Genomic DNA, 21,813 nt, shown 5'->3' with positions numbered 1-21,813 from the left:
GGCTTTGGCAGCGTTGCGGAGGGGACCCAATGCAGTTCGACCTTATGACCATGGACACCAGCACCTACGTTTTCGGCGGCACACTGATCCTAGGCCTGGTTCTGGCGGCTTTCATTGCCGTAGCCGCCATGGCCACTCTTGCGTTGGTCGGAGCGGCGAGCCTGGCCTGGTTCACCGTGAAGAACGTGCTGGGTGGCCTGGTCCACGGCATCAATTTCGCGTGGGATCAACTGGTCCATCAAGCCGGCAAGGTCGAGCTGCCAGTGGAATTCCCATCGCAACCCTCCCCTAGCACAGGTACCTACCCGCGGGTAGCATTGAGGGACAGCTGAAGGGTCCCCCACCCGAGGCGGATCCTGGGCTCGAACCGGCACAACCGGCAAGAGGAGCCTTCCTATGACCTCCGCCACTGACAACAAGAGCACCGACGTCACAGCGGCAGAAGCCCGCGCCGTCGCCGAAGCCGCTCGCGAAACAGAATGGAACCGCCCAAGTTTTGCCAAGGGGCTGTATCTGGGCGATTTCGATCTTGGACTAATCCACCCTTGGCCACAAGCAAGAGCCGAAGACGTCGAGCGCGGCGAAGAGTTCATGGCGAAGTTGACGGAGTTCTGCGGCACCATGTCCGGCCGCATGATCGAGCGCGATGCCAAGATCCCGGACGAATATCTCGCGGGCCTCACCGAGCTGGGCGTCTTCGGCATGAAGATTCCGCGCGAGTACGGCGGCTTGGGCCTGTCTCTGGTCTACTACGGAAGAGCCTTGGCTCTTCTGGGATCGGTCCACCCGAGCCTCGGCGCGCTGCTTTCAGCCCACCAATCCATCGGCGTCCCGGAGCCGGTCAAGGTCTTCGGCACGCCCGAACAAAAGCAGGAGTACCTGCCGCGTTGCGCCACCGGCGCCATCACGGCTTTCCTGCTAACAGAGCCCGACGTCGGCAGCGACCCCGCCCGGATGGGCTGCACCGCAGTGCCAAGCGACGACGGCGAGTCCTACGTTTTGGACGGCGTGAAACTTTGGACCACCAACGGCGTCATTGCCGAGCTGGTGGTGGTCATGGCGGTTGTTCCGGCCCGCACAGGCCCGGACGGCACGCTCCTGAAAGGCGGCATCACGGCGTTCGTGGTGGAAATGGACTCCCCCGGCATCACCGTCGAGAACCGCAATTCCTTCATGGGCCTGCGCGGCATCGAGAACGGGGTGACCCGATTCCACCAAGTTCGTGTACCTGCAGCCAACAGGCTCGGCCGGGAGGGCCAAGGGCTCAAGATCGCGCTCACGACGCTCAACACGGGCCGTCTCTCCATCCCCGGACTATGCGTGGCCGCGGGTAAGTGGTCGCTGAAGATCGCCCGTGAATGGTCCAACGCGCGCACCCAATGGGGACGTCCGGTTGGAAAACATGAGGCCGTCGGCAAGAAAATCGCCTTTATCGCCGCCACCACTTTTGCCCTCGAAGCCGTCTTTGAGCTCTCCGCCGAAATGGCCGACGCCGGGCAGAAGGATGTACGGATCGAGGCCGCCCTGGCCAAGCTTTGGTCCACTGAGCTGAGCTACACGGTGGCTGACGAGCTGGTCCAGATCCGTGGTGGTCGTGGCTTTGAGACCGCGGATTCCCTGGAAGCCCGGGGGGAACGCGCGGTGGCGGCTGAGCAACTGCTCCGGGATATGCGCATCAACCGGATCTTCGAAGGCTCGTCCGAGATCATGCGCCTGCTCATCGCCCGCGAGGCCGTCGACGCCCATCTTTCGGCAGCGGGCGAGCTCGCCTCCGCGGACGCGACCCTGCAGGAGAAGGCGCGTGCCGCCGTCGGCGCCTCCGGTTTTTACGCAAAGTGGCTCCCCAAGCTCGTGGCCGGAGCCGGAATGGACCCCCGCTCCTATGGTGAGTTTGGGCGCTTGGCCAAGCAATTGCGGTATGTGGAGCGGGCTTCCCGAAGGCTCGCCCGGCAGACGTTCTACGGGATGGGCCGCTGGCAGGCGAGGCTCGAGTACAAGCAAGCCTTCCTCGGCAGGATTGTGGATATCGGAGCAGAGTTGTTCGCCATGGCGGCGTGCTGCTCACGTGCCGAAATGCTGTTGCAGACGGCACCGGAACAGGGCGCGGCTGCCTACGAACTTGCCGAGGCTTTCTGCGAGCAGGCCCGGATACGCGTGGACGGATACTTCGAGCAGTTGTGGCGGAACACCGACGACGTCGATCACGAGTTGTCCTCGAATGTCCTGGCTGGCGACTACGCCTGGCTCGAGGCCGGAATCCTGGACCAGTCCGAAGGTACAGGCCCATGGATCGCCGACGCCTCTCCTGGAGCGTCTTCGAAGGAGAGCCTGCACCGGAAGTACCGCTGAGGCCAGCTGCTGACAGGCAGCGCGGAAAGAGCTAGCCGACGTCGCCGTCGAGGTAGTACCAGCGGCGGTCAATCCGCACGAAGCGGCTATTTTCGCGCTGGACCCCGCGTTCGCCGTCGGAACGGTAGTACGCCGCGAACTCGACCGAACCTTCAAGGTCCAAGGGACCGCCGCGGCGCGTTGCCAGGATGTCTAGCCGCCGCCACTCAATATCCAGGTCCAAGTCCAGTGCCACCGGGCGGGTGTCCGGGTGCCACGTGCGCAGAAGGTAGTCCCTGTCAAGGACCACGAAGGCCGAGTAGCGGGCGCGCATGAGCTGCTCGGCCGTTGGCGGGTCGGCCTCCCCGCGATGGAAACGTCCGCAACACTCGGTGTACTGCTCCCCGGACAGGCAAGGGCAGGCGCCGTGGCGGAGGTGAGCGGAATCGAGTGGCATTGATGCCCTATCTGGACTGAATGGTGAGAGCTAGGCAACAAATCTTGTCACACCAGATAACAGCTTCGATACAACCTAGGCGAGGCGGAGTTTGACGGATGATTGATCCAGATTTCGCCCGTAGGCTAGGAGACATGCCCGCGGACCGACGGTTGCGGCATTCACCTCACAACTCTGGCTCGGGGAGGCTACGTGGATGATCCAACAACACTGGCCCTTAATCTGACCTTTTTCGGCACGCTCGGACTCGCCTCGATCATGTTCCTTGCTTTGGGCTTCCTGATGGTTATCACCTTGGTGCTGGCCGGCGTCGTGAAGTTGCTCTCGATCATCCTTCTCGCCATGGTGGGAGTCTTTCCAAAGCGCGATACGGTCCCCGTTGTGCACCTGCCGCCGAGGCCTCGGCGCGTCCCCACCCTGGTGGAGTCTGGGGAATCCACGACCGCGGAAGCCGGCTCTTTGGGGATGGATGCGGTTGCCCCCGAGAAATCGCGTCTTGGCGTCCTGAAGACCACCAGGTTGCTGTGGTCCGCCGGGTGGACTGCTTTCCGGACCGTCCCTTGGAAGTCGCTCGTGAATCCACGGACGTGGCCCCAGCCCGCGCAAGTCAAGGCCGGAATCGCAACCGCTGCCACGGCCGTGGCCACAACCCAGGCCAAGGAACATCCCTTCGTGGTTGCGGTAAAGCCGGATCCGCCGGTCCTGAACAGTCAATGGGCGGCTGCCGTTGCCGAGGCTGACGCCCGGGCCGCGGCTCGGGAGGCTGAACGGGCACAAGAAGCGCCAGCCCGTGAAGAACCACCGGCCCCTGGCAAGGAACCCGCCGAAGGGAACGTCGCCGTGTCGGCCGAGAATGCCACGCCGGTTCGCGAACGCCAAGGAGACCCACACGGAGGCAAGCCGGTCTCATCCGGACGCGTGACAGCCTCCGCAGGAGCCCGCCCTCGGGCGTAGAGTCCAGTCTCAGGCGACCAGTTGCCTGAAACCGGCCCCGTGGTAGATGAGCGGCTCGGCGTCGTGGTTGACCCCCACGGACTTCACCTCGAGGACGACGATCGCGTGGTCGCCGGCAGGGGTCTCGGAGACCACTTCGCATTCAAGCAGCAGTGCCGCGCCGTCGATCAGCACCGCACCGGCGTCGCTCGTGGACGTCGCAAGGCCCGCGAAACGGTCCTGCGTCCGGGAGGAAAGCTGCAGGCACACGGCTTCCTGGCCCTGGGCCAGCACGGAAACGCCCAGCCGCGGAGCCCGCCGGAGCTTGGGCCACGTGGTGGAGGAGTTCTGCACAGCGAACATGACCAGCGGTGGTTCCAGTGAGACACCCACAGTGAAGCTGGATGCCACGAGGGCCTCCGGTGCGAAACCGACCATGGCACTGAACGCTGCCACGCCTGAGGGAAATTGGGCGAACGCCTGCTTGATCGAAGCGGCTCCATCCACCGTAGCCTGGATCATGGCGGTTCCTTTCTCTGTAGTTTCGTACCTGCCTTTCTACTAATTCATTCGACGCCGATAACGGCAATATTTGTGTATTCGCATGTCGATTCGAGTCAATTCACAATTCGTCACGCGCTGTTTTCATTACCCCGCAATACGAAAAGCGAAGAATTTGTACGTTTTTTCGAGTGCCTCGGGCGCGACATGTGTAGCGTCGTGTCAATCCATTGCACAGCTTGATTCTTCACCGAGGAAGCCGGAGATGAGCCTCAGCGAGCTTCGAACCCTGGGACGCACAGGCGCCCTGATCAGCCCACTTACCCTGGGCACCCTTAACCTTGGGACAGGCTCGGCGCCCACGGGCGCGGAAGAAAGCCTCCGTATTGTCCATGCGGCCCTCGACGCCGGTATCACCAGCATCGACACCGCGGACATCTATTCACAGGGCGAGGCGGAGGCCATTGTGGGCCGGGCCCTCCAAGGCAGGCGGGATGACGTTTTCCTTTCCACCAAGTTCCATGGACAAATGGGACCGAATCCCACGCACGCCGGGAATTCCAGGCGCTGGATCATGAAAGCGGTGGAGGGCAGCCTTAACCGCCTGCAAACGGACAGGATCGACCTCTACCAAGCACATCGTCCGGACTACAACACGGACGTCCTGGAAACCATCACGGCACTCAACGACCTCATCCGGCAGGGCAAGATCCTCTACTACGGAACGTCGGTATTCACACCGTCGCAGCTTGTGGAGGCACAGTGGATTGCCACTACGAACCACCTCATACCGCCGGTTGTGGATCAGGTCCCCTATTCCTTGCTGGTTCGCGCGAATGAGCGCGACGTCTTCGCGATCACGCAGCAGTACAACCTCGGCGTGCTTAGTTATGGACCGCTCGACGGCGGCTGGCTCTCCGGGAACTACCGCGTAGGAGCTCGCCAGCCGGCCAGCTCCCGCGCTTCGGCGGTTCCCGGGCGCTTCGACGTCTCGGCACCGTTCAACAGAAATAAGCTCCTGGCAGCAGATGCCTTCGCCCGCGTCGCCGAACGGCATGGACTCACCCTCATCCAGCTAGCTGTCGGCTTCGCGTTGAACCATCCCGCAGTCAGCAGCGTGGTTATCGGTCCACGAACAGAGGACCATCTGACCGATTACCTCAAGGCCGCGGACGTTATCCTCAACGAAGCCGTCCTGGATGCCATTGACGACATCGTGGCGCCCGGAACCAACTTCCTGGAGCGGGACGCGGGGACCGTCGTCCCGCACCTTGAATACGCGGAGCTACGACGCCGGTAATCAGCTTTGCGAACGACGGGTCAGGCCGCGCGCCGACTATACTCGTTCGCAATCATGACTAGCCTTCCGTCTTCCCCGAGCAACGTGCGCATTGACGCCTGGCTCTGGGCTATCCGCGCCTACAAGACCCATTCCGCGGCCACAACCGCCTGCCGGGCAGGGCACGTGCGAATCAACGGGAACCCGGTGAAGGCATCGCAATCAGTGATTGTCGGCGACACCATCCGGGTCCGCCAGTCCGGCTTCGAGCGCATCCTTGAGGTCGGCCGGCTCATTGCCAAAAGGGTGGGTGCCGAAGCAGCGTCCCACTGCTTCACTGACCACACCCCGGAGCGTCCCGTGGCGCCGGCCCTCGGACTTCCCCAGCGCGACCGCGGCGCAGGGCGGCCCACCAAGAAGGACCGGCGCGATATGCAGAAGCTGAAGGGACAGTAGCCCCGCTCAACGGGGCGGTTCAGGTGCCCGCTGTGCGGTCCGGCGTCGTGCGGTTTGGCCCCTCGGCTCTGCAGGAGCGTGAGCGACGCGCAAAGCGACCGCGTAAAGTGGCAAGAGACGCCGATTCTGGACGCCGCGCTGCCGAAGGAGAGAACGTGACCATTGACTGGGACGAAAAAAGGGCCTTGCTACAGGAGCCCAATATTGCTGCCGTGACGCAGCTGTGCGACGAACTGATGGCCAAAAGGCCAGGTTCCTCCGTGCCTTACATCGATCCTGTGCATGACGAAGATGAGTGCCGGATCGTGACCCTCCATACGAGCCCGGGCAAAGGCACTGCCTCGGGATTCGTTTCGCACCTCAACGACGACGATGCCGCCCGCCGCGCTCAGCTGATCTATGACTCGGCAGAATTGGACGTGCGTTACGTCATGCCGTGGAACTCCTACCCGTGGGTCCGCGACCCCGACCTGCCGCCAGCACTGAGCGCGCAGGAGAAGACTGACGGACTGCGCCCGTTCCGCCAGTTCCTCAAGATCAACAAGAGGGTCTCCGCGATCGTCGCGCATGGCGCAGAGGCCGCGGCATTCCTAGCCCTCTATGAGAAGACCTACCATTCGCCGCTCCGGCAGCACGGAATCAAGGTCTACAGGGCAAGCGCGCTTGGCGGACGGGCGTTTGCCCTGTCCGAGGCGAAGCAGCAGGAACTTCTGGCCAAGAACATTGAGATCTACCGCGATGCCATGCAGCGCGCGGGGATCCAGCACCTATAAGAAGCGGGGCGGAGATACCACTACGGCAATTGAGGAAGGAATTGGCGGTTCCTGATCCGCGATTCCCCGAAATCGAGTCCGACCCGAGCGATCTCCCAAGGCCCGCGGCCATGATACTTTGGCCTGCCCACAGCTACATGGGGTACCCATCGGGGTGAGCGGAATCCAAGGGCCGGGGAGCTGAGGATGAAGTCGTCGATGTTGTCCACCAGCAGTTCGTCCAAAAGTTCGTGAAGGGCGTGCACCAGGGAGACCTGAAATTCATGCACCGAAGCGGGTAGGTCTATCTCCAGCCCGGCCACCCCGCCTGAGCCCAATACGATCAGCCTTTCGGCGCTCCCGGAAAAGGCTTCGAGCACAGGCAACCTTTCCAACCAGGAAACTGTCCGGCCCATGGCCGACTCAGGGCTGGTGTTGCCCTTGGTCCAAACAGCCACATCCCTGCAAAAGTCCTCCGCGACGCCAAGGTGCAGCAGTGTCATATGGAGCCCGCGGGGCCTACGCAGTGCCCAGACGTAGCTGCCCAGTTCTTCGTAGGCGGATGGACCCGAGCCAATGCCGAGGACCGGCACCTCCACCGTGATAGGCGGTGCTGTCTGCGTCGTTGAATCCCATCGCCCGCGCGGACGGTTGGCCATGGATGCAATTATGCTCCGGCAACAGTTCGTTCGCCCACGAATGCGGGTTCGACCGGCTGGCCTATTGAGTGTCTCTCAGTATCTGAGGCAGGAATCCCATCTGATCGAGACGCCATGTCAGCAACGGTGTCAACTCACTCGGCACCAGGCGGAGGCGGTAAATCCTCCTACCATCGCCAATCGGCTCGATGACACCTCGATCAAGGAGCTTCCGGATGTTCTGGCTACGTGTCGCAGCCGAACCCGGGAAAGCGGATTCAAGGTCCGCGGCTTTGGCCTCCCCCTTCTCCGCGACGATGAACAGGGCCCTTGCCTCATTCGCCGTAAACCGCGCGGACTGCAGTCCTCTTCGCAAAGCGGGCAGTAGAAGTTCTTCCGTTACGAAACCCTGGGTCCCCAGCATCGAAAGTTTCCTCATGTCAGCCAGGAGTCCCTCCAAAACATATGTGGACCACCGGACGAGCGCCGCAGGCTCTAGGGAATCCGCATCCTCGAGACGTTCGTAGTAGAGACTTCTGTTCTGGCCAAACACGGCAGTAGGGTTCAGCCCGCGGTAGCCGACGGCGTCCGAGAACCCGTGTCGCCTCATCGCCGCATACGTGAGGAGTCTTCCAACGCGCCCGTTCCCGTTGCCAAATGGATGAATCCACACAAAGCGGTGGTGGGCCAAAGCAATCTTCAGCAGTTCAAAGTTCTGCTCGACATCTGCGTTGATGAAATCCAGGAGTGAAGTCATTTCACTGTGGACATCACCCGGAGCGGGCGGGCGATGGGCGGATCCGCTGATGGTGACATCGCTCAGCCGGTAGGCGCCAGGCGTACGATCGCCCTCACGCTCCAGCCCTGCAACCGATATTCGATGGATTTCCCGAACGAGTCCGTGTGTCAGCGTGGTTCCCGGGCTCACCGTTGCATCGACGAAGGCCGTTGCTTGTTGCAGCTGGACGATCTCTTGAACACCATCATTTTGCTGCACGTCGCCATAGCGATCGGCTCGTTCCACACCCGCCACGGCGTCGACAATCGATGTGCGGTTTCCTTCGATACGCGCACTCATGATGTTCGACATCAGCTGGAAGAGGTCCTTCAACTGCGAAAAAATCGCAGGATGAGTCGTTCCGTCGCTCATGTCACTACGTATCCGTTCAAGCTCAATGATGGCCTTGGCCAACGGAGAACTGAACAGGAAGTCGGGAAACTCGATGGGCTTCATCGCATCAGGATTTTCGCCAGGGTAGTCATAACAATTAAGTCTATGCCCGCCTTTGCCCCTAGAAATCAACCCACTGGACATCATGAGAGCATCAGACAATTAAATCCGGGACATTCAGCATTTAAGCCGAAGGTCACCCCCCTGCCCTCGCGCCCTCGCGGAAGCTCTAACTGAGACGCGTGACTGCCGAGTTAATTGACCCCACCAGCCCCACCTTCACAATCCCAGTCCCACGTTGACACCGCCCTGTGACCTGTGCCATATTCTTAATCGTGAACCTGTCAGACAGCCGGACAGCCGGACAGGCCGCCACTGGACAGCCAGCCACCAGCCAGAAAGCTGCGGCCGGCCAGCGCACCGCCACAAGCGGCGCCGTCCCCCGGTCGGCCCAAGCACCCAGGCCATCAAGCCCTCGACCCCTCGCCCGATTCAGTGCCGCGGAGTCCGTCTTCAGTGCCATTCGCCAGGACATCGAAGACGGAAATGTGGAAGTGGGCGCCAAGCTCAACTCCGAGGCCACCTTGGCCGCACAATACGGGGTAAGTCGCTCGGTCATTCGTGAAGCCCTCCGTTCCTGCAATGCGCTCGGACTGACGGTCACGAAGACAGGCAAAGGCACGTTCGTTGTCGCAGACCGGGTGGCAAACGACCTCACGCTCGGCCAGTATTCAGCGCGGGACCTGAACGAGGCCCGCCCGCACATCGAAGTCCCCGCAGCCGGCTTGGCTGCAAAACGCCGTAGCCCGGAAGATCTTGAACACCTCAAGGAAATCGTGGCGTCAATGCTCTCCGAGACCGACCCCGAGACTTGGGTCAGCCTTGACGCCAGTTTCCATTCCGCCATCGCCCGCGCCAGCGGCAACAAGGTCTTTGAAAGCGTCGTCGCGGACATTCGCGACGCATTGGCCCACCAATCCGAAACCCTGAACATAGTGGCCGACCGCCAGCATGTTTCAGACGATGAGCACCTCCGCATTGTCGAAGCCATCGAATCCGGCGACTTCGCAGCCGCCGAAGCAGCGATGGCCGACCATCTCAGCGCCGTCAGCGTTGCCTTGGACACCATCCTCAGCAAATGATCCACCAACTGAAGGAAGCCATGCCCACCCCGCATGCAACGCGCACCACTGTGCCACAAAACACAGAGCCTAAACCCGCAATTCCAGCAACCCCGCGCCATGTCCCGCTGGTGGAACAGACCCGGGACGGCCTGGTCGAGAGCATCCACTACGGATCCCTCATCGCCGTCGGACCCGACGGCGAGACGCTGCTTGAGGCGGGCGAGCCCGACGCCGCGTTCTACCCACGGTCCTCCCTCAAACCGCTGCAGGCAGTCGCCATGGTCCGCGCCGGGCTCAGGCTTCCGGAGAACCTCCTTGCCCTCACCGCGGCAAGCCACTCCGGCGCTGCAATGCACCTCGACGGCGCCGCAAGAATCCTTGAAATGCACGGCCTGGACAAGGGCGCGTTGGAAAACAGCACCGACCTCCCGTACGGCACCGCCGAACGCGAAGAATGGCTCCGGGCCGGTAGCAAACCCACGCAACTCGCACAGAACTGTTCCGGCAAACACGCCTCCATGGCCGCCACCTGCGTGATCAACGGCTGGCCTGTCCAGGGCTACCTGCACCCCGGGCATCCCCTCCAGATGCTCGTGAAGGACACCATCACCGAGCTCACCGGCGAAGATGCGGCCGCCGTCAGCACGGACGGCTGCGGCACCCCGCTCTTCGCCCACAGCCTGCACGGCATGGCCCGGGCGTACAGCCGGTTGGCGGCGGCGGACGACGACGGAGCAGAAGGCCAAGTAGCCCACGCCATGCGGACATACCCCGAGATGGTGGCCGGAGAGGGTCGCGACGTCACGGCGATCATGCGCACCGTTCCCGGCTTGCTCGCCAAGGACGGCTTCGAAGGCCTCCAGGTGATCGGCTTGCGGAACGGCACCGGCGTCGCCATCAAGATCTCCGACGGCGGCGACCGCGCCCGCATGCCCGTCACCCTGCGCGTCCTCGAAGCCTTGGGGCTCGACGGCGGCCAGCTCGCTGCGCTTGCAAGCCCACCCGTGTTGGGCGGCGGCCACCCGGTGGGCGTCTTGCGTGCCGCGAACTTCCTCGCATCCTACTGACGCAGTCAAACAAGCACAGAAGACCAAAGGACCGCAATGACAACAGTCAATCACGCACGCCCGTTCCGCTCGGAACACGATCTCCTCGGCGACCGCGACGTCCCTGCTGATGCCTACTGGGGCGTGCACACGCTGCGTGCCATCGAGAACTTCCCCATCACCGGCCAGCCGCTGGCCAGCAACCCCAACCTCGTCAAGAGCCTCGCAGCGGTGAAGCTCGCCGCTGCGCGCACCAACCGCGAACTTGGCCTCCTGGATGACGGGCGGGCTGACGCTATCGAGCAAGCCTGCCAGGACGTCATGGACGGTAAGCTCCACGAGCAGTTCATGGTGGACGTCATCCAGGGCGGCGCCGGTACCAGCTCCAACATGAACGCGAACGAGGTCATCGCCAACCGCGCCCTCGAAATCCTCGGCCACCCCAAGGGCGACTACGCCAGACTGCACCCGAACGACCACGTCAACCTGAGCCAGTCCACCAACGACGTGTATCCCACGGCCGTCAACCTGGCCACCATTTTCTCGGTCCAAGGCCTGCTTGCGGCACTTCAGGAACTCCAGGTCGCCTTCGCGGAGAAGGGCGAGGAATTCCGCACGGTGGTCAAGATGGGCCGCACTCAGCTGCAGGACGCCGTCCCCATGACGCTCGGTCAGGAATTCGGCGGCTATGCCGTGACTGTCGGCGAGGACCGGGCACGCCTGGCCGAATCCCAGCTGCTGATCCACGAGATCAACCTTGGCGCCACCGCCATCGGCACCGGCCTGAACGCCCCTGTTGGCTACGCCGAGGCAGCCTGCCGGCACCTTGCCGAGATCACCGGCCTGCCGCTGGTCACGTCGGTCGACCTCATCGAGGCCACCCAGGACGTGGGCGCGTTCGTCCACCTGTCGGGCGTTCTCAAGCGCGTCGCCGTCAAGCTTTCCAAGATTTGCAACGATCTCCGCTTGCTGTCCTCCGGACCGCGGGCGGGACTGGGCGAGATCAACCTCCCGGCTGTGCAGTCGGGCTCGTCCATCATGCCAGGCAAGATCAATCCGGTGATCCCGGAAGTGGTCAGCCAAGTGGCCTATGAAGTCATCGGCAACGATGTCACTGTCACCATGGCAGCCGAAGCCGGACAGCTCCAGCTGAACGCCTTCGAGCCGATTATTGTCCACAGCCTCCACAAGAGCATCTCCCACCTGGAAGCCGCGTGCCGCACACTCACGTCGCGCTGCATCCGGGGCATCACCGCGAATACCGAACACCTGCGCCTCACGGTAGAGCAGTCGATCGGACTCGTCACGGCACTCAATCCGCACATCGGCTACGCCTCCGCCACCGCCATTGCCCAAGAAGCGCTGGCAAGCGGCAAGGGCGTCGCCGAGCTCGTTCTCGAACACGGCTTGCTGACCTCGGAGCAGCTCGATGAGCTCCTCCGCCCCGAACGCCTGGCCAACCTCAGCAACTAGCCTGAGCCGCGCAGAACGTCCGACGACGGCGGCACTCACCAGCCGCCGTCGGGCCTGAACGCGCGAAGAAACAGGCCGGACGGCAAGATCCGGACCCCCAACAGGACACCCCCTAAGGATTCCCATGACCAATGCACCCATCACGGACCACACGGTCCCGCCACAGGCGCACGCCACTGAAAAGCTCCTCCACGCCGAGGACACGGGCTATCACAAAAGCCTGAAGCCGCGTCAGATCCAGATGATCGCGATCGGCGGTGCCATCGGCACCGGCCTATTCCTGGGTGCCGGCGGCCGCCTCAACGCTGCGGGCCCCTCCCTCGTCATCGCGTACGCGGTCTGCGGATTCTTTGCCTTCCTGATCCTGCGCGCCCTCGGCGAACTCGTGCTGCACCGCCCGTCGTCGGGCTCCTTCGTCTCCTACGCCCGCGAGTTCTTCGGCGAGAAGGCTGCATTTGTCTCCGGCTGGTTCTACTGGATCAACTGGGCCACCACCACCATCGTGGACATCACCGCCGCGGCCCTCTACATGAACTTCTTCGGCAAATACGTCCCGTGGATGGGCGTTGTTCCGCAGTGGGCATGGGCCTTGATCGCGCTGGTTGTTGTCCTGAGCCTGAACCTGGTTTCCGTCAAGGTGTTCGGCGAAATGGAGTTCTACTTCGCGCTCATCAAGGTGGCCGCGCTGGTGGCCTTCCTCTTGGTCGGCACCTTCTTCGTCATCTTCGGCACCCCGGTACCGGGCCAAGAGGTCGGCTTCAGCCTCCTCACGGACCACGGCGGCATCTTCCCCAACGGCCTGCTGCCGATGATCATCCTCATGCAGGGTGTGCTGTTCGCCTACGCTTCGATCGAGCTCGTGGGCACGGCGGCCGGTGAGACAGAAAACCCCGAGAAGATCATGCCCAAGGCCATCAACTCCGTCGTCTTCCGCATCGGCGTGTTCTACGTCGGATCGGTCATCCTGCTTGCGTTGCTGCTGCCGTACACCTCGTATGTCAAGGGTGTCAGCCCGTTCGTCACGTTCTTCGGCCACATCGGCATCCAGGGCGTGGACGTGATCATGAACCTCGTGGTCCTCACAGCCGCGCTGTCGTCCCTGAATGCCGGGCTGTACTCCACCGGCCGCATCCTGCGCTCCATGTCCGTAGCCGGTTCGGCTCCGAGGTTCGCCCAGCGCATGAACAAGGCCGGTGTCCCTTACGGCGGCATCGCCATCACCGCCGGGGTCTCCCTCCTCGGCGTCCCGCTGAACTACCTGGTCCCGGCCGATGCCTTCGAGATCGTCCTGAACGTCGCGTCGGTGGGCATCATCGTCACCTGGGCAACCATCGTCCTGTGCCAGATGCAACTCAAACGATGGGCGGACAAGGGTTGGCTGAAGCGTCCGTCCTTCCGGATGTTCGGCGCCCCCTACACTGGCTACCTTTCGCTGCTGTTCCTGGTGGGCGTACTGGTCATGGTGTTCATCGACTCCCCGCTCACCATGTTGGTCACGGCAATTGCCTGCGCCCTCATGGTGGTCGGCTGGTACCTGTGCCGCAAGCAAATCCACGAGCTCGCCGCAGCCCGCGACGGTTTCACCGGCAGCTCGCCCGTGGTCGCCAACTTGCCGGTTGCCGGTTCGGAGAACAGGATCTAGGGTTCCAGCACTCAGTGCCCGACGGCGGCCGGCGCCTTCCCGCGAAGGTGCCGGCCGCCGTCGTCCGTTAAGTCCCCAACGTGCGGCGAGCCCCCATATCCCGCGAAATGTGACCAGGCCAATTTGAATTCCGGTGGCACTATGGAAGAAAGGACACCCCGCAGCTCAAAGGAGAGAATGCACGTGAAATTTGCCCGTTTAGGACCGTCCGGCCACGAGCAGCCGGTGGTCTTCGCCACAGACGCTGAAGGCACGGAACGGTACTTCGATCTGCGCCCACTGACTGCTGACATCGACGGCGCTTTCCTCGCCGCCGGCGGTATCGCCAGTACGCAGGAAGCGCTCGACGCCGGACGGTTGCCCGCCGTTCAAGCTGAAGGGCTGCGAGTCGGCGCCCCGATTGCCCGGCCAGGTGCCGTCGTCGGGATCGGCCTAAACTACGCTGCACACGCCGCGGAGTCCGGAGCCACACCGCCCGAAGTGCCAGTCGTCTTCCTGAAGCCCTCCAACACAGTGACCGGACCATTCGACGCGGCCCCCATTCCGCCTTCGTCGGAAAAGTACGACTGGGAAGTGGAACTCGGAATCGTCATCGGACGGGAAGCCACCTACCTGGCTGACCTGGACGAAGCGTCGGTGTGCATCGCTGGCTACGTTCTTGCAAACGACCTGTCCGAACGTGAACTGCAGCTCCCCGGCGCCGCCGGGCAATGGACCAAGGGCAAGACTCTCCCGCAATCCACTCCACTGGGGCCGTGGCTGGTTCCTGCTGGCGAGATCGACGCAGCTGCATTGCGCCTGCGCACCTGGGTGAATGGCGAGGCTCGCCAGGACTCCACCACCGCGGACCTGATTTTCGATCCTGCCACCCTTGTCCACCACGTGAGCCAGCACATGGTGCTGGAGCCGGGAGACGTCATCATCACGGGCACGCCGGAAGGTGTGGCTTTGTCCGGCCGTTTCCCGTATATCCGGTCAGGCGACGTTGTTGAGATTGAAATAGAAGGGCTCGGCCGCCAGCGCAAAGAGTTCCACCTGGCCACGTAACGCAACGCCCCCGCAACCCCGCGCCGCCACGTGTTCGCCTATGCTCAACAGCAGGCAATCGATGGCGATCCACCAAGGAGCAGGCATGAGCAATTGGCGCATCAGGGACTTCCACTCGTCGGATATGGACGGCATCCTGCACCTTTGGGAGTCGCTCAAAGCAGACAATGTTGAGCCGGTCTATGCGCTCTCAGAGGTGCTGGCGTCTTGCGAGAAGGACCACGCCGTCGTGGCCGTGCAGGGCGACCAGGTGGTGGGCGCCGCCGTCGGACGTGCTGCCCATGACCAAGGCTGGATCGTCTTCTTGGCCACGCTGCCCGAGTTCCGCGGCCGCGGGATCGGTACTTCCCTGCTGGCCGCCGTCGAGAATCGGATGGCTCCGCATGGCCTCAACAAGCTCTCAGCCCTGATGCCGGAAAGCGAAACCCGCGTGGAAGCGTTCCTAGGCCGCGGCTTCGTTGTGAAGAAAAACCTGCGCTACTTCGAGCGCACCATTCCGGTGCAGCGCCAGGAGCTCGAGCCGCTGAGCCTGCTGGGTGGTCGGATCCTGGCCCGCGACCTCTGGGAAAACGTCGCCGGCATGCGGCGCGAAAAGGAACTGCTGGAACGCCGGCTTGTCCTGCCGCTGGCCGAGGCCGATCTCGCGGACGAGTACGGCGTGGTGCCGCCACGCGCCGTCGTACTCTTCGGTCCTCCGGGGACCGGCAAGACGACGTTCGCCAAAGCCATCGCGTCGCGCCTTGAGTGGCCTTTCGTGGAAGTCTTCCCCTCGCGCCTTGCCGCCGATCCCAAGGGCTTGGCGGGCGCGTTGCGCGAGACGTTCCTGGAAATCGCCGAACTGGAGCACGCCGTCGTCTTCATCGACGAGGTGGAGGAAATCGCGTCCCAGCGGTCCGGCGAGCCGCCGTCGCCGCTGCAGGGTGTCACCAACGAGCTCCTCAAGATCATTCCGGCCTTCCGCGAACAGCCCGGCCGCCTGCTTGTATGCGCCACCAACTTCATCCGCGCCTTGGACACTGCCTTCTTGCGCCACGGCCGCTTCGACTACGTGATCCCCATCGGCCTGCCCGACGTCCACGCCCGCGAGGCCATGTGGCAGCGATTCATCCCGGCCACGGTGGTGGATTCCGTGGATGTCGCGTTGCTGGTGGACCGTACCGAAGGCTTCTCCCCCGCGGACATTGAGTACGCAGCGCGCAGCGCCTCCCAGCGCGCTTTGGAAAAAGCCGTGTACGACGACGGCGCCTCCGCCGGGGGCCCCGCACCGGCGTCGAACGGTCGCAAGGGACCGATCACGCAGGACTATCTCGACGCAATCGCCGATACCCGCACCACGGTCAGCGACGAGGTCCACCAGGACTTCCTCGAGGACATCGACGTGCTGGGTCGCGTGTAGTCAATGCAACGCGGGGTCACTTACGGCCCATATTCGGGCCCGGAACGGGCGCTAAGTGACCCCGTGTTGCTGAAGGAGGAGCGATGACCCTGTTTCTGACGATCCTGAGCGGCGTCGCGTGGACCGCGGTCTACATTTGTGCGATCCTGGTCGGATTTCGCGACAAGAGCTACGCGATCCCGGCGGCAGCCCTGGGGCTGAACATCGCGTGGGAGGCCATCTACGCGGTGCATTCGCTCAGCACGAGACTCTCCGTTCAGGGAGTCATCAACATTGCCTGGGCGCTTGCCGACGTCGTGATTGTGTACACGTTCCTTCGGTTCGGCAGGCGGGAACTTCCCGGGTTTGTCACGCGGCCACTGTTCATCGGATGGGCGGTCCTGCTGGGCCTTGCAGCTTTCGCCGTGCAGTGGCTGTTCATCGCCGAGTTCGATTGGGATCCCGCATCCCGGTACGCCGCTTTCCTGCAGAATCTCCTGATGTCCGGCCTGTTCATTGCCATGTTCGTCGCCCGCCGCAGCCTGCGAGGCCAATCCATGCTGATCGCCGTGGCGAAGTGGATCGGGACGCTCGCGCCCACCATCACCTTCGGCGTCCTCGAGAATTCACTGTTCATTCTGGGCATTGGCGCCCTCTGCAGCGTCTTCGACCTCACGTACATTGGGCTGCTGTGGTGGGCCAAGAGGAACCCTGGGGCTCTCGCCCGGGCCAGGGACCCGGAAGGCCTCCCGGCGGTACCCTGACTCAAGGTGCGTCCGGCAGACTAGGCGAAACACCGGCACGAACGTGCCGATTCCTATCGAAAGGGCCTTGATTCGCCTTCCATGGAGGCGGAAAATGGAGAAACCGGCACGAACGTACCGGACGCGTGCACGCGCATGCCCACATAACGCGAGGGAGGGTGGACATGTCCCCCAAGGAATTCACCAAGTCCCTGGGCGCCAAGGTCCGTGCCCGCCGTGCATCGCTCAGCCTGAGCCAGTCCGATCTCGCTGACCTCGCCGGCGTCTCGGAGCGTTTCGTCCGTTTCGTGGAGCAAGGGAAGGCCACTGTCCAGTTGGAACCACTCTTGGCTGTGCTTGGCACACTGGGCCTTGAACTCACAGTGAAGGCCGCGAGCAGCCAGTCCACTCGACCATGACCTTCCACCGCATCGCCGACGTCTATAAGCAAGGCGTCCTGGCCGCCCGGATCGAGCGGCGTGAGGGCGGCACCAAGTTCAGCTACTTGCCGCGGTACCTCGAATCGGGCGGCCCTGCTGTTGCCACAACGCTCCCGCTGACGAACCAGGCCGTGTTCACGCCGAGCGGCGCCGTTCCGCCCTATTTCACCGGGCTCCTCCCGGAGGGCCGCCGCCTGAATTCGCTGCGCAGGGCGGTCAAAGCCAGCGCCGACGACGAGCTCGCGCTCCTGATGGGCGCGGGAGGAGACGCCGTCGGCGATGTCCAGACCGTCCCCCACGGCGAGCCGCCCACGGAAGGAGGCTCCGCCGTCGTGCTCGATTCAAAGCTGCCCCTCGACTTCGACGCGCTGCTCGGCGATTCGGGGCTTATCGATCCGGTAGCGTTGGCCGGTGTGCAGGACAAGTTGTCGGCCGGGATGATTTCGCTCCCGGTGGCACAAGCGGGCAAGCGCTTCATCCTCAAACTCAACGCACCCGAGTTCCCGTTCGTCGTGGAAAACGAGTTCCTCATGTTCCGCTATGCGCGCAAGCTGCGGATTCCGGTGAGCAACGTCCAGTTAGTGCACGACGTCGGCGGGCGGGCCGGGCTGCTCGTGGAGCGTTTCGATCGCCTCACCGGAACTGACGGCACTCCGGTGCGCCTCGCCGTCGAGGACGGGGCACAAGTGCTGGGACTGTATCCGGCGGACAAGTACAGCGTGCCTTTTGGCGAGGTGTGCGCCGCGTTGGCAGCCCATTGTTCCGCGCCCCTGCCGGCCTTGCGGAACCTCGCCCTCCAGCTCGCGTTCGCTTGGCTCAGCGGCAACGGCGATCTCCATGCCAAGAATGTGTCCATAGTTCAGTCACAGTCAGGGGTGCAGTCACCGCTGGGCGAGTACACCATCGCCCCGGTCTACGACATCCCCTCCACCGTGGTCTACGGGGACAAGACCCTCGCGCTAGGCATCGGCGGGAAAAAGATCGGCATCTCCCGCAAACATTTCCTCGCCTGGGCCGGAAAACTAGGGCTGACAGGGCGCGCGGCGGAGGGAGTCCTGGAGCTCGCGCTCAAAGCGTCGGGCCCGCTGATCACCGACCTCGACGCCGGCGCCTCACCCTTCGGGCCGATCCAGACCAGGGACTGGGTCAAAGAACTCAAGCATCGGCGAAGGTTGATGGGCGGGGACTAGTCCGCGTCTCCTCAAGCCGCCGGCCAGATGATCAAAAATAACTCTTCCATCGCCCGCGCAGTGTCATGTACCATTGCACATATCACGTGACATAGAACACATCGTCGATGTTTCACTTGCTCTCACATGGAAGATCGCTATGACCCTTTCAGAAATCGCTGACGGTAGGATCGCTCCCCGTCTCGGCATCAAGCTAGACAACATTTCGAAGCACTTCGGCGACCACGTCGTACTTGATGATGTTTCCCTGCATGTCCAGCCGGGAACTGTCACCGCCCTTATCGGCCCCTCCGGTGCAGGCAAGAGCACCTTCTTGCGGTGCATCAACCTCCTGGAGCGGCCCGATTCCGGCACCATCCGGGTTGCCCAGCACACCATTGAGCCGGGCAAGGACGTTAACAGCCGGGATCTCGCTGCCCTTCGGCGCACGGTGGGCATGGTGTTCCAGTCCTTCAATCTCTTCCCTCACATGTCCGCACTGAAGAACATCAGCTTTCCGCAGCAGAAGGTCCTTGGACGCAGCAAGGAAGAGGCCGACGAGCGCTCCATGCAGTTGCTTGAGCGGGTGGGCCTCAAAGAGAAGGCCTCGCAGCACCCCGGGCGATGCTCCGGCGGCCAGCAGCAGCGCATTGCGATTGCCCGCGCCCTGGCCCTGGATCCGGGCATCATGCTCTTCGACGAGCCGACGTCGGCGCTCGATCCGGAGGTAGGGCTTGAGGTCCTGGCCGTCATGCGTGAGCTTGCGGCGGACGGCATGACGATGATCGTGGTGACCCACGAGATGCAGTTCGCCCGAGACGTCTCCGACACGCTCGTGGTCATGGCCGATTGCAAGATCATCGAGCAAGGTGATCCCCGGGCCATCATGAGCGATCCGCAGGAGGCCCGCACCCGACGCTTCCTGCGCGCAGTGCTGGAGCGCTGACATGGACGCACTTTCCGCGGTCCTTCAGGGGCTGCCCATGACGATCATGCTGACACTGTCCGCGTTCATGATTGGCATCGTCGGTGCCGTTCCACTCGCGGTGGGCTTGTCGTCGTCGAACGTTCTGGTTCGGCTGGCGTCGCGGCTCTTTGTGGACCTCGTCCGCGGAGTGCCGATCATCGTGTGGCTATTCCTCCTGAAGTTCGGCATCCAGATCGGCACTTTCAAGTTCAACCCGGTGGGCGCAGCGGTGGTGGGCCTCGGCGTCGTCTCCATTGCGTACCTTGCCGAGATCTACCGAGGCGGGCTACAGGGGGTGCCGCGCGGCCAGGGCGAGGCAGCGAATGCCCTCGGCTTGACCCGCGGGACCACGTTCTACCGTGTGATGGTCCCGCAGGCCTTCCGAATCGTCTCCCCGTCCATCGCGACCTACCTGACGGGCCTGCTGAAGGACTCCTCGATCGCTTCGACGATCATCGTCACTGAAATGGTCTTTCAGTCCCAGGCCTTCGCCCGGCAGCATCCCAGCGTGGAAGGAATCCTGCCCTACATCATCGTGGGCATTCTCTACATCGTGCTGAGCCTGCCAGTCGCCTACTTGTCCCGTCGACTCGATTCCCGCATGAGGAAGGCCATCTACGCATGACCTGGCTAACAGAATGGGCGGGCTACCTCCCTCAGATGATGTCCGGCCTCGGCATCAGTCTCCTGATCGCCGGCATTTCGATCTTCTTCGGCTATCCATTGGGGCTGGCACTCAGCCTCATGGTGACCGCCAAGAACCTGGCCGTCCGCACCGCGGGACTCGCCGTCGTCGAAATCGGCCGAGGCGCGCCGGCCCTGGTGATCCTCTACCTCTTCTACTACGGCTTGCCCAAGTTCGGGATCGCGTTCGAAAGCATCACGGCCGCTTGCCTCGCCCTCACGTGGAACTCGGCGGCGTACTCAAGCGAGATCATGCGGGCAGGCCTCCAGTCGGTGGCCCGCGGACAGCTTGAGGCTTCCAACGCCCTTGGCTTGTCGCAACGCGACACATTCTTCCGGGTCATCATGCCGCAAGGCATGCGCTCGGCAATCCCCGGGCTGATGGGAGTCGCGATCCAGATGTTCCAAGGGACGTCCCTGGCGTACGCGATCGCGGTCCCGGAGCTCATGAAGTCCGCGTACAACATCGGCAGCCAGGACTTCAACTACCTGCAGATCTTCACCCTCGCGGGCCTCTGCTACGCCGCCATCTCCATGCCGGCCACGTGGATCACCGTCTTCTTTGAGAAGCGCATGGCCCGCCACGCGTGATAATCCCCCGCAACTGACCGCTCCACCGACATCCCGCAGCACCCCAACACCAACAGGAGGAACCATGAATACCCATCGTCTCAAAGGCGCCGGCATCCTGACTGCCAGCGCGATCGCCCTCAGCCTCGGCCTCACAGCCTGCGGCGGATCCTCGGGCGCAACCACAGCTTCGTGCACGCCAAAGCACCAGGGCATCCAGACCGTCGCACCGGGGAAGCTGACGGTCGGTGTCATCGACATCCCGCCGTTCAGCAGCTACAACAGCGGCAAGCCCAACGGCATCGACATCGCGATCGTCAGCAAGATTGCGAAGGACGAGTGCCTTGAACCCGCCTACCAGCAGGCCACCTACGCAGATGCCGTGCAATCCATTTCCGGCGGCAACATCGACCTCGCCGTGGGTACCATCGACGCAACCGAGAAACGCCTCAAGGCAGTCGACTTCTCCGCGTCTACCTACCTCGATGGCATGGGCATCGTTTCCAAGTCGGGCGCCACCACCGTCTCGGACCTAGAGAAGATGAACAAGGTCGGCACGATCGACGGTTATCTCTGGGTTGAGGACCTCAAGAAGATCCTGGGCGACAAACTGGTCACCTACCCCAGCAGCGTCGAGCTCAAGGCGGATTTCGACGCCGGCCGCCTGGACGCCGACGTCGACGCATACGGCGTGCAGGTGCTTCAGTTCAAGGGCCTCTCCGGGGTCAAGGTCGCTCTCGCGAACGAGAAGCCGGACCCGCGCGTCGGGGCAATCGCTCACGCACCTGAAGCCGCGTTCCCGATGACCAAAGGCAACAAGAGCCTCCAGGACGCACTCAGCTCCGGCATCACCGCACAGCGCGCGGACGGCACTATCACCAAGCTCCTCACCGACGCGGGCTTGTCCGAAGGACTTGGGAAAGTCGCCGAAAAGCAGTACGTAGTTCCTGCAAGCTAACCCTTCCCACTCCCTCCAGCTGACGAAATTCAGCAAACCCGGGCGCCGGGTTTCGGCCCG

The 21,813-nt window shown here is 63.2% G+C and carries 23 protein-coding genes; 19 read left to right on the top strand and 4 right to left on the bottom strand.

Annotated features, from left to right (window positions below; genetic code table 11):
* Window positions 1-29: 29 nt before the first annotated feature.
* The gene (locus AC3ANQ_RS01575; protein ID WP_488303495.1) at window positions 30-332 is read left to right on the top strand and encodes a hypothetical protein; all 303 of its coding nucleotides are present in this window, start codon (window positions 30-32) and stop codon (window positions 330-332) included.
* Between the two features lie 64 nt (window positions 333-396).
* Window positions 397-2,349 carry an acyl-CoA dehydrogenase family protein gene (locus AC3ANQ_RS01570; RefSeq protein ID WP_488303494.1) on the top strand — a complete coding sequence of 651 codons (1,953 nt, stop codon included), beginning with the start codon at window positions 397-399 and terminating at the stop codon, window positions 2,347-2,349.
* 31 nt (window positions 2,350-2,380) lie between these two features.
* On the opposite strand, the gene AC3ANQ_RS01565 is transcribed toward AC3ANQ_RS01570, so the two are convergent.
* Window positions 2,381-2,785: a YchJ family protein gene (locus AC3ANQ_RS01565; protein ID WP_488303493.1), complete on the bottom strand. Its 405-nt coding sequence runs from the start codon at window positions 2,783-2,785 to the stop codon at window positions 2,381-2,383.
* A gap of 192 nt (window positions 2,786-2,977) precedes the next feature.
* Between AC3ANQ_RS01565 and AC3ANQ_RS01560 the strand changes: the two genes are divergently transcribed.
* Window positions 2,978-3,739 (top strand): hypothetical protein, encoded by a 762-nt coding sequence (locus tag AC3ANQ_RS01560; RefSeq protein WP_488303492.1) that lies wholly within the window; start codon window positions 2,978-2,980, stop codon window positions 3,737-3,739.
* 9 nt (window positions 3,740-3,748) lie between these two features.
* On the opposite strand, the gene AC3ANQ_RS01555 is transcribed toward AC3ANQ_RS01560, so the two are convergent.
* Window positions 3,749-4,240: a flavin reductase family protein gene (locus AC3ANQ_RS01555; protein ID WP_488303491.1), complete on the bottom strand. Its 492-nt coding sequence runs from the start codon at window positions 4,238-4,240 to the stop codon at window positions 3,749-3,751.
* A gap of 244 nt (window positions 4,241-4,484) precedes the next feature.
* On the opposite strand from AC3ANQ_RS01555, the gene AC3ANQ_RS01550 reads away from it, so the two are divergent.
* From AC3ANQ_RS01550 to AC3ANQ_RS01540, 3 genes are all read left to right on the top strand, one after another.
* On the top strand, window positions 4,485-5,519 hold the full coding sequence (locus AC3ANQ_RS01550) for an aldo/keto reductase (protein WP_488303490.1): 1,035 nt from the start codon (window positions 4,485-4,487) through the stop codon (window positions 5,517-5,519).
* Window positions 5,520-5,573: 54 nt separating this feature from the next.
* Entirely contained in the window at window positions 5,574-5,954 is a 381-nt protein-coding gene (locus AC3ANQ_RS01545; RefSeq protein ID WP_488303489.1) for an RNA-binding S4 domain-containing protein, read from the top strand.
* A 155-nt stretch (window positions 5,955-6,109) separates the two neighbouring features.
* Window positions 6,110-6,727 carry a uracil-DNA glycosylase family protein gene (locus AC3ANQ_RS01540; protein ID WP_488303488.1) on the top strand — a complete coding sequence of 206 codons (618 nt, stop codon included), beginning with the start codon at window positions 6,110-6,112 and terminating at the stop codon, window positions 6,725-6,727.
* 20 nt (window positions 6,728-6,747) lie between these two features.
* Here the strand turns inward: AC3ANQ_RS01540 and AC3ANQ_RS01535 are convergent, their stop codons facing one another.
* Together AC3ANQ_RS01535 and AC3ANQ_RS01530 are read right to left on the bottom strand one after the other, a co-directional pair.
* Entirely contained in the window at window positions 6,748-7,365 is a 618-nt protein-coding gene (locus AC3ANQ_RS01535) for a hypothetical protein (RefSeq protein ID WP_488303487.1), read from the bottom strand.
* A gap of 61 nt (window positions 7,366-7,426) precedes the next feature.
* Window positions 7,427-8,662 carry a Fic family protein gene (locus tag AC3ANQ_RS01530; protein WP_488303486.1) on the bottom strand — a complete coding sequence of 412 codons (1,236 nt, stop codon included), beginning with the start codon at window positions 8,660-8,662 and terminating at the stop codon, window positions 7,427-7,429.
* 188 nt (window positions 8,663-8,850) lie between these two features.
* On the opposite strand from AC3ANQ_RS01530, the gene AC3ANQ_RS01525 reads away from it, so the two are divergent.
* The 13 genes from AC3ANQ_RS01525 to AC3ANQ_RS01465 all read left to right on the top strand — a co-directional run bounded on the left by AC3ANQ_RS01525 (window position 8,851) and on the right by AC3ANQ_RS01465 (window position 21,753).
* Window positions 8,851-9,657 (top strand): FadR/GntR family transcriptional regulator, encoded by an 807-nt coding sequence (locus tag AC3ANQ_RS01525; protein WP_488303485.1) that lies wholly within the window; start codon window positions 8,851-8,853, stop codon window positions 9,655-9,657.
* A gap of 20 nt (window positions 9,658-9,677) precedes the next feature.
* Window positions 9,678-10,706, top strand: coding sequence for an asparaginase (locus AC3ANQ_RS01520; RefSeq protein WP_488305236.1), 1,029 nt, complete (start codon window positions 9,678-9,680; stop codon window positions 10,704-10,706).
* Window positions 10,707-10,742: 36 nt separating this feature from the next.
* Window positions 10,743-12,158, top strand: coding sequence for an aspartate ammonia-lyase (gene aspA / locus AC3ANQ_RS01515; protein ID WP_488303484.1), 1,416 nt, complete (start codon window positions 10,743-10,745; stop codon window positions 12,156-12,158).
* A gap of 124 nt (window positions 12,159-12,282) precedes the next feature.
* A complete protein-coding gene (locus AC3ANQ_RS01510; protein WP_488303483.1) occupies window positions 12,283-13,800 on the top strand; it encodes an amino acid permease in 1,518 nt (505 codons plus the stop codon).
* Window positions 13,801-13,977: 177 nt separating this feature from the next.
* A complete protein-coding gene (locus tag AC3ANQ_RS01505; RefSeq protein WP_488303482.1) occupies window positions 13,978-14,847 on the top strand; it encodes a fumarylacetoacetate hydrolase family protein in 870 nt (289 codons plus the stop codon).
* An 85-nt stretch (window positions 14,848-14,932) separates the two neighbouring features.
* Window positions 14,933-16,243: an ATP-binding protein gene (locus AC3ANQ_RS01500; RefSeq protein WP_488303481.1), complete on the top strand. Its 1,311-nt coding sequence runs from the start codon at window positions 14,933-14,935 to the stop codon at window positions 16,241-16,243.
* 83 nt (window positions 16,244-16,326) lie between these two features.
* Window positions 16,327-16,986: a transmembrane-type terpene cyclase gene (locus AC3ANQ_RS01495; RefSeq protein WP_488303480.1), complete on the top strand. Its 660-nt coding sequence runs from the start codon at window positions 16,327-16,329 to the stop codon at window positions 16,984-16,986.
* A 164-nt stretch (window positions 16,987-17,150) separates the two neighbouring features.
* The gene (locus AC3ANQ_RS01490) at window positions 17,151-17,384 is read left to right on the top strand and encodes a helix-turn-helix transcriptional regulator (protein WP_488303479.1); all 234 of its coding nucleotides are present in this window, start codon (window positions 17,151-17,153) and stop codon (window positions 17,382-17,384) included.
* The gene (locus AC3ANQ_RS01485) at window positions 17,381-18,595 is read left to right on the top strand and encodes a type II toxin-antitoxin system HipA family toxin (RefSeq protein ID WP_488303478.1); all 1,215 of its coding nucleotides are present in this window, start codon (window positions 17,381-17,383) and stop codon (window positions 18,593-18,595) included. Before AC3ANQ_RS01490 ends, AC3ANQ_RS01485 begins: the two co-directional genes overlap by 4 nt.
* Window positions 18,596-18,734: 139 nt before the next feature.
* The gene (locus tag AC3ANQ_RS01480; protein ID WP_488303477.1) at window positions 18,735-19,520 is read left to right on the top strand and encodes an amino acid ABC transporter ATP-binding protein; all 786 of its coding nucleotides are present in this window, start codon (window positions 18,735-18,737) and stop codon (window positions 19,518-19,520) included.
* A gap of 1 nt (window position 19,521) precedes the next feature.
* A complete protein-coding gene (locus AC3ANQ_RS01475; protein WP_488303476.1) occupies window positions 19,522-20,166 on the top strand; it encodes an amino acid ABC transporter permease in 645 nt (214 codons plus the stop codon).
* Window positions 20,163-20,816: an amino acid ABC transporter permease gene (locus AC3ANQ_RS01470; protein ID WP_488303475.1), complete on the top strand. Its 654-nt coding sequence runs from the start codon at window positions 20,163-20,165 to the stop codon at window positions 20,814-20,816. Before AC3ANQ_RS01475 ends, AC3ANQ_RS01470 begins: the two co-directional genes overlap by 4 nt.
* 64 nt (window positions 20,817-20,880) lie before the next feature.
* Window positions 20,881-21,753, top strand: a complete 873-nt coding sequence (locus AC3ANQ_RS01465) for a substrate-binding periplasmic protein (protein WP_488303474.1) — start codon at window positions 20,881-20,883, stop codon at window positions 21,751-21,753.
* Window positions 21,754-21,813 lie beyond the last annotated feature (60 nt).

It is taken from the genome of Arthrobacter sp. DMZ02-1R, from assembly GCF_057747935.1.
Note: the sequence above shows the minus strand (reverse complement) of the source record. Positions and strands in the feature narration are given on the sequence as shown.

Coding starts and splice junctions, on each gene's coding strand:
- AC3ANQ_RS01510 (WP_488303483.1), top strand. CDS start 12,283: ATGACCAATGCACCCATCACGGACCACACGGTCCCGCCACAGGCGCAC.
- AC3ANQ_RS01505 (WP_488303482.1), top strand. CDS start 13,978: ATGCACGTGAAATTTGCCCGTTTAGGACCGTCCGGCCACGAGCAGCCG.
- AC3ANQ_RS01485 (WP_488303478.1), top strand. CDS start 17,381: ATGACCTTCCACCGCATCGCCGACGTCTATAAGCAAGGCGTCCTGGCC.
- AC3ANQ_RS01465 (WP_488303474.1), top strand. CDS start 20,881: ATGAATACCCATCGTCTCAAAGGCGCCGGCATCCTGACTGCCAGCGCG.
- AC3ANQ_RS01500 (WP_488303481.1), top strand. CDS start 14,933: ATGAGCAATTGGCGCATCAGGGACTTCCACTCGTCGGATATGGACGGC.
- AC3ANQ_RS01550 (WP_488303490.1), top strand. CDS start 4,485: ATGAGCCTCAGCGAGCTTCGAACCCTGGGACGCACAGGCGCCCTGATC.
- AC3ANQ_RS01575 (WP_488303495.1), top strand. CDS start 30: ATGCAGTTCGACCTTATGACCATGGACACCAGCACCTACGTTTTCGGC.
- aspA (WP_488303484.1), top strand. CDS start 10,743: ATGACAACAGTCAATCACGCACGCCCGTTCCGCTCGGAACACGATCTC.
- AC3ANQ_RS01545 (WP_488303489.1), top strand. CDS start 5,574: ATGACTAGCCTTCCGTCTTCCCCGAGCAACGTGCGCATTGACGCCTGG.
- AC3ANQ_RS01520 (WP_488305236.1), top strand. CDS start 9,678: ATGCCCACCCCGCATGCAACGCGCACCACTGTGCCACAAAACACAGAG.
- AC3ANQ_RS01495 (WP_488303480.1), top strand. CDS start 16,327: ATGACCCTGTTTCTGACGATCCTGAGCGGCGTCGCGTGGACCGCGGTC.
- AC3ANQ_RS01535 (WP_488303487.1), bottom strand. CDS start 7,365: ATGGCCAACCGTCCGCGCGGGCGATGGGATTCAACGACGCAGACAGCA.
- AC3ANQ_RS01565 (WP_488303493.1), bottom strand. CDS start 2,785: ATGCCACTCGATTCCGCTCACCTCCGCCACGGCGCCTGCCCTTGCCTG.
- AC3ANQ_RS01555 (WP_488303491.1), bottom strand. CDS start 4,240: ATGATCCAGGCTACGGTGGATGGAGCCGCTTCGATCAAGCAGGCGTTC.
- AC3ANQ_RS01470 (WP_488303475.1), top strand. CDS start 20,163: ATGACCTGGCTAACAGAATGGGCGGGCTACCTCCCTCAGATGATGTCC.
- AC3ANQ_RS01570 (WP_488303494.1), top strand. CDS start 397: ATGACCTCCGCCACTGACAACAAGAGCACCGACGTCACAGCGGCAGAA.
- AC3ANQ_RS01530 (WP_488303486.1), bottom strand. CDS start 8,662: ATGATGTCCAGTGGGTTGATTTCTAGGGGCAAAGGCGGGCATAGACTT.
- AC3ANQ_RS01480 (WP_488303477.1), top strand. CDS start 18,735: ATGACCCTTTCAGAAATCGCTGACGGTAGGATCGCTCCCCGTCTCGGC.
- AC3ANQ_RS01475 (WP_488303476.1), top strand. CDS start 19,522: ATGGACGCACTTTCCGCGGTCCTTCAGGGGCTGCCCATGACGATCATG.
- AC3ANQ_RS01490 (WP_488303479.1), top strand. CDS start 17,151: ATGTCCCCCAAGGAATTCACCAAGTCCCTGGGCGCCAAGGTCCGTGCC.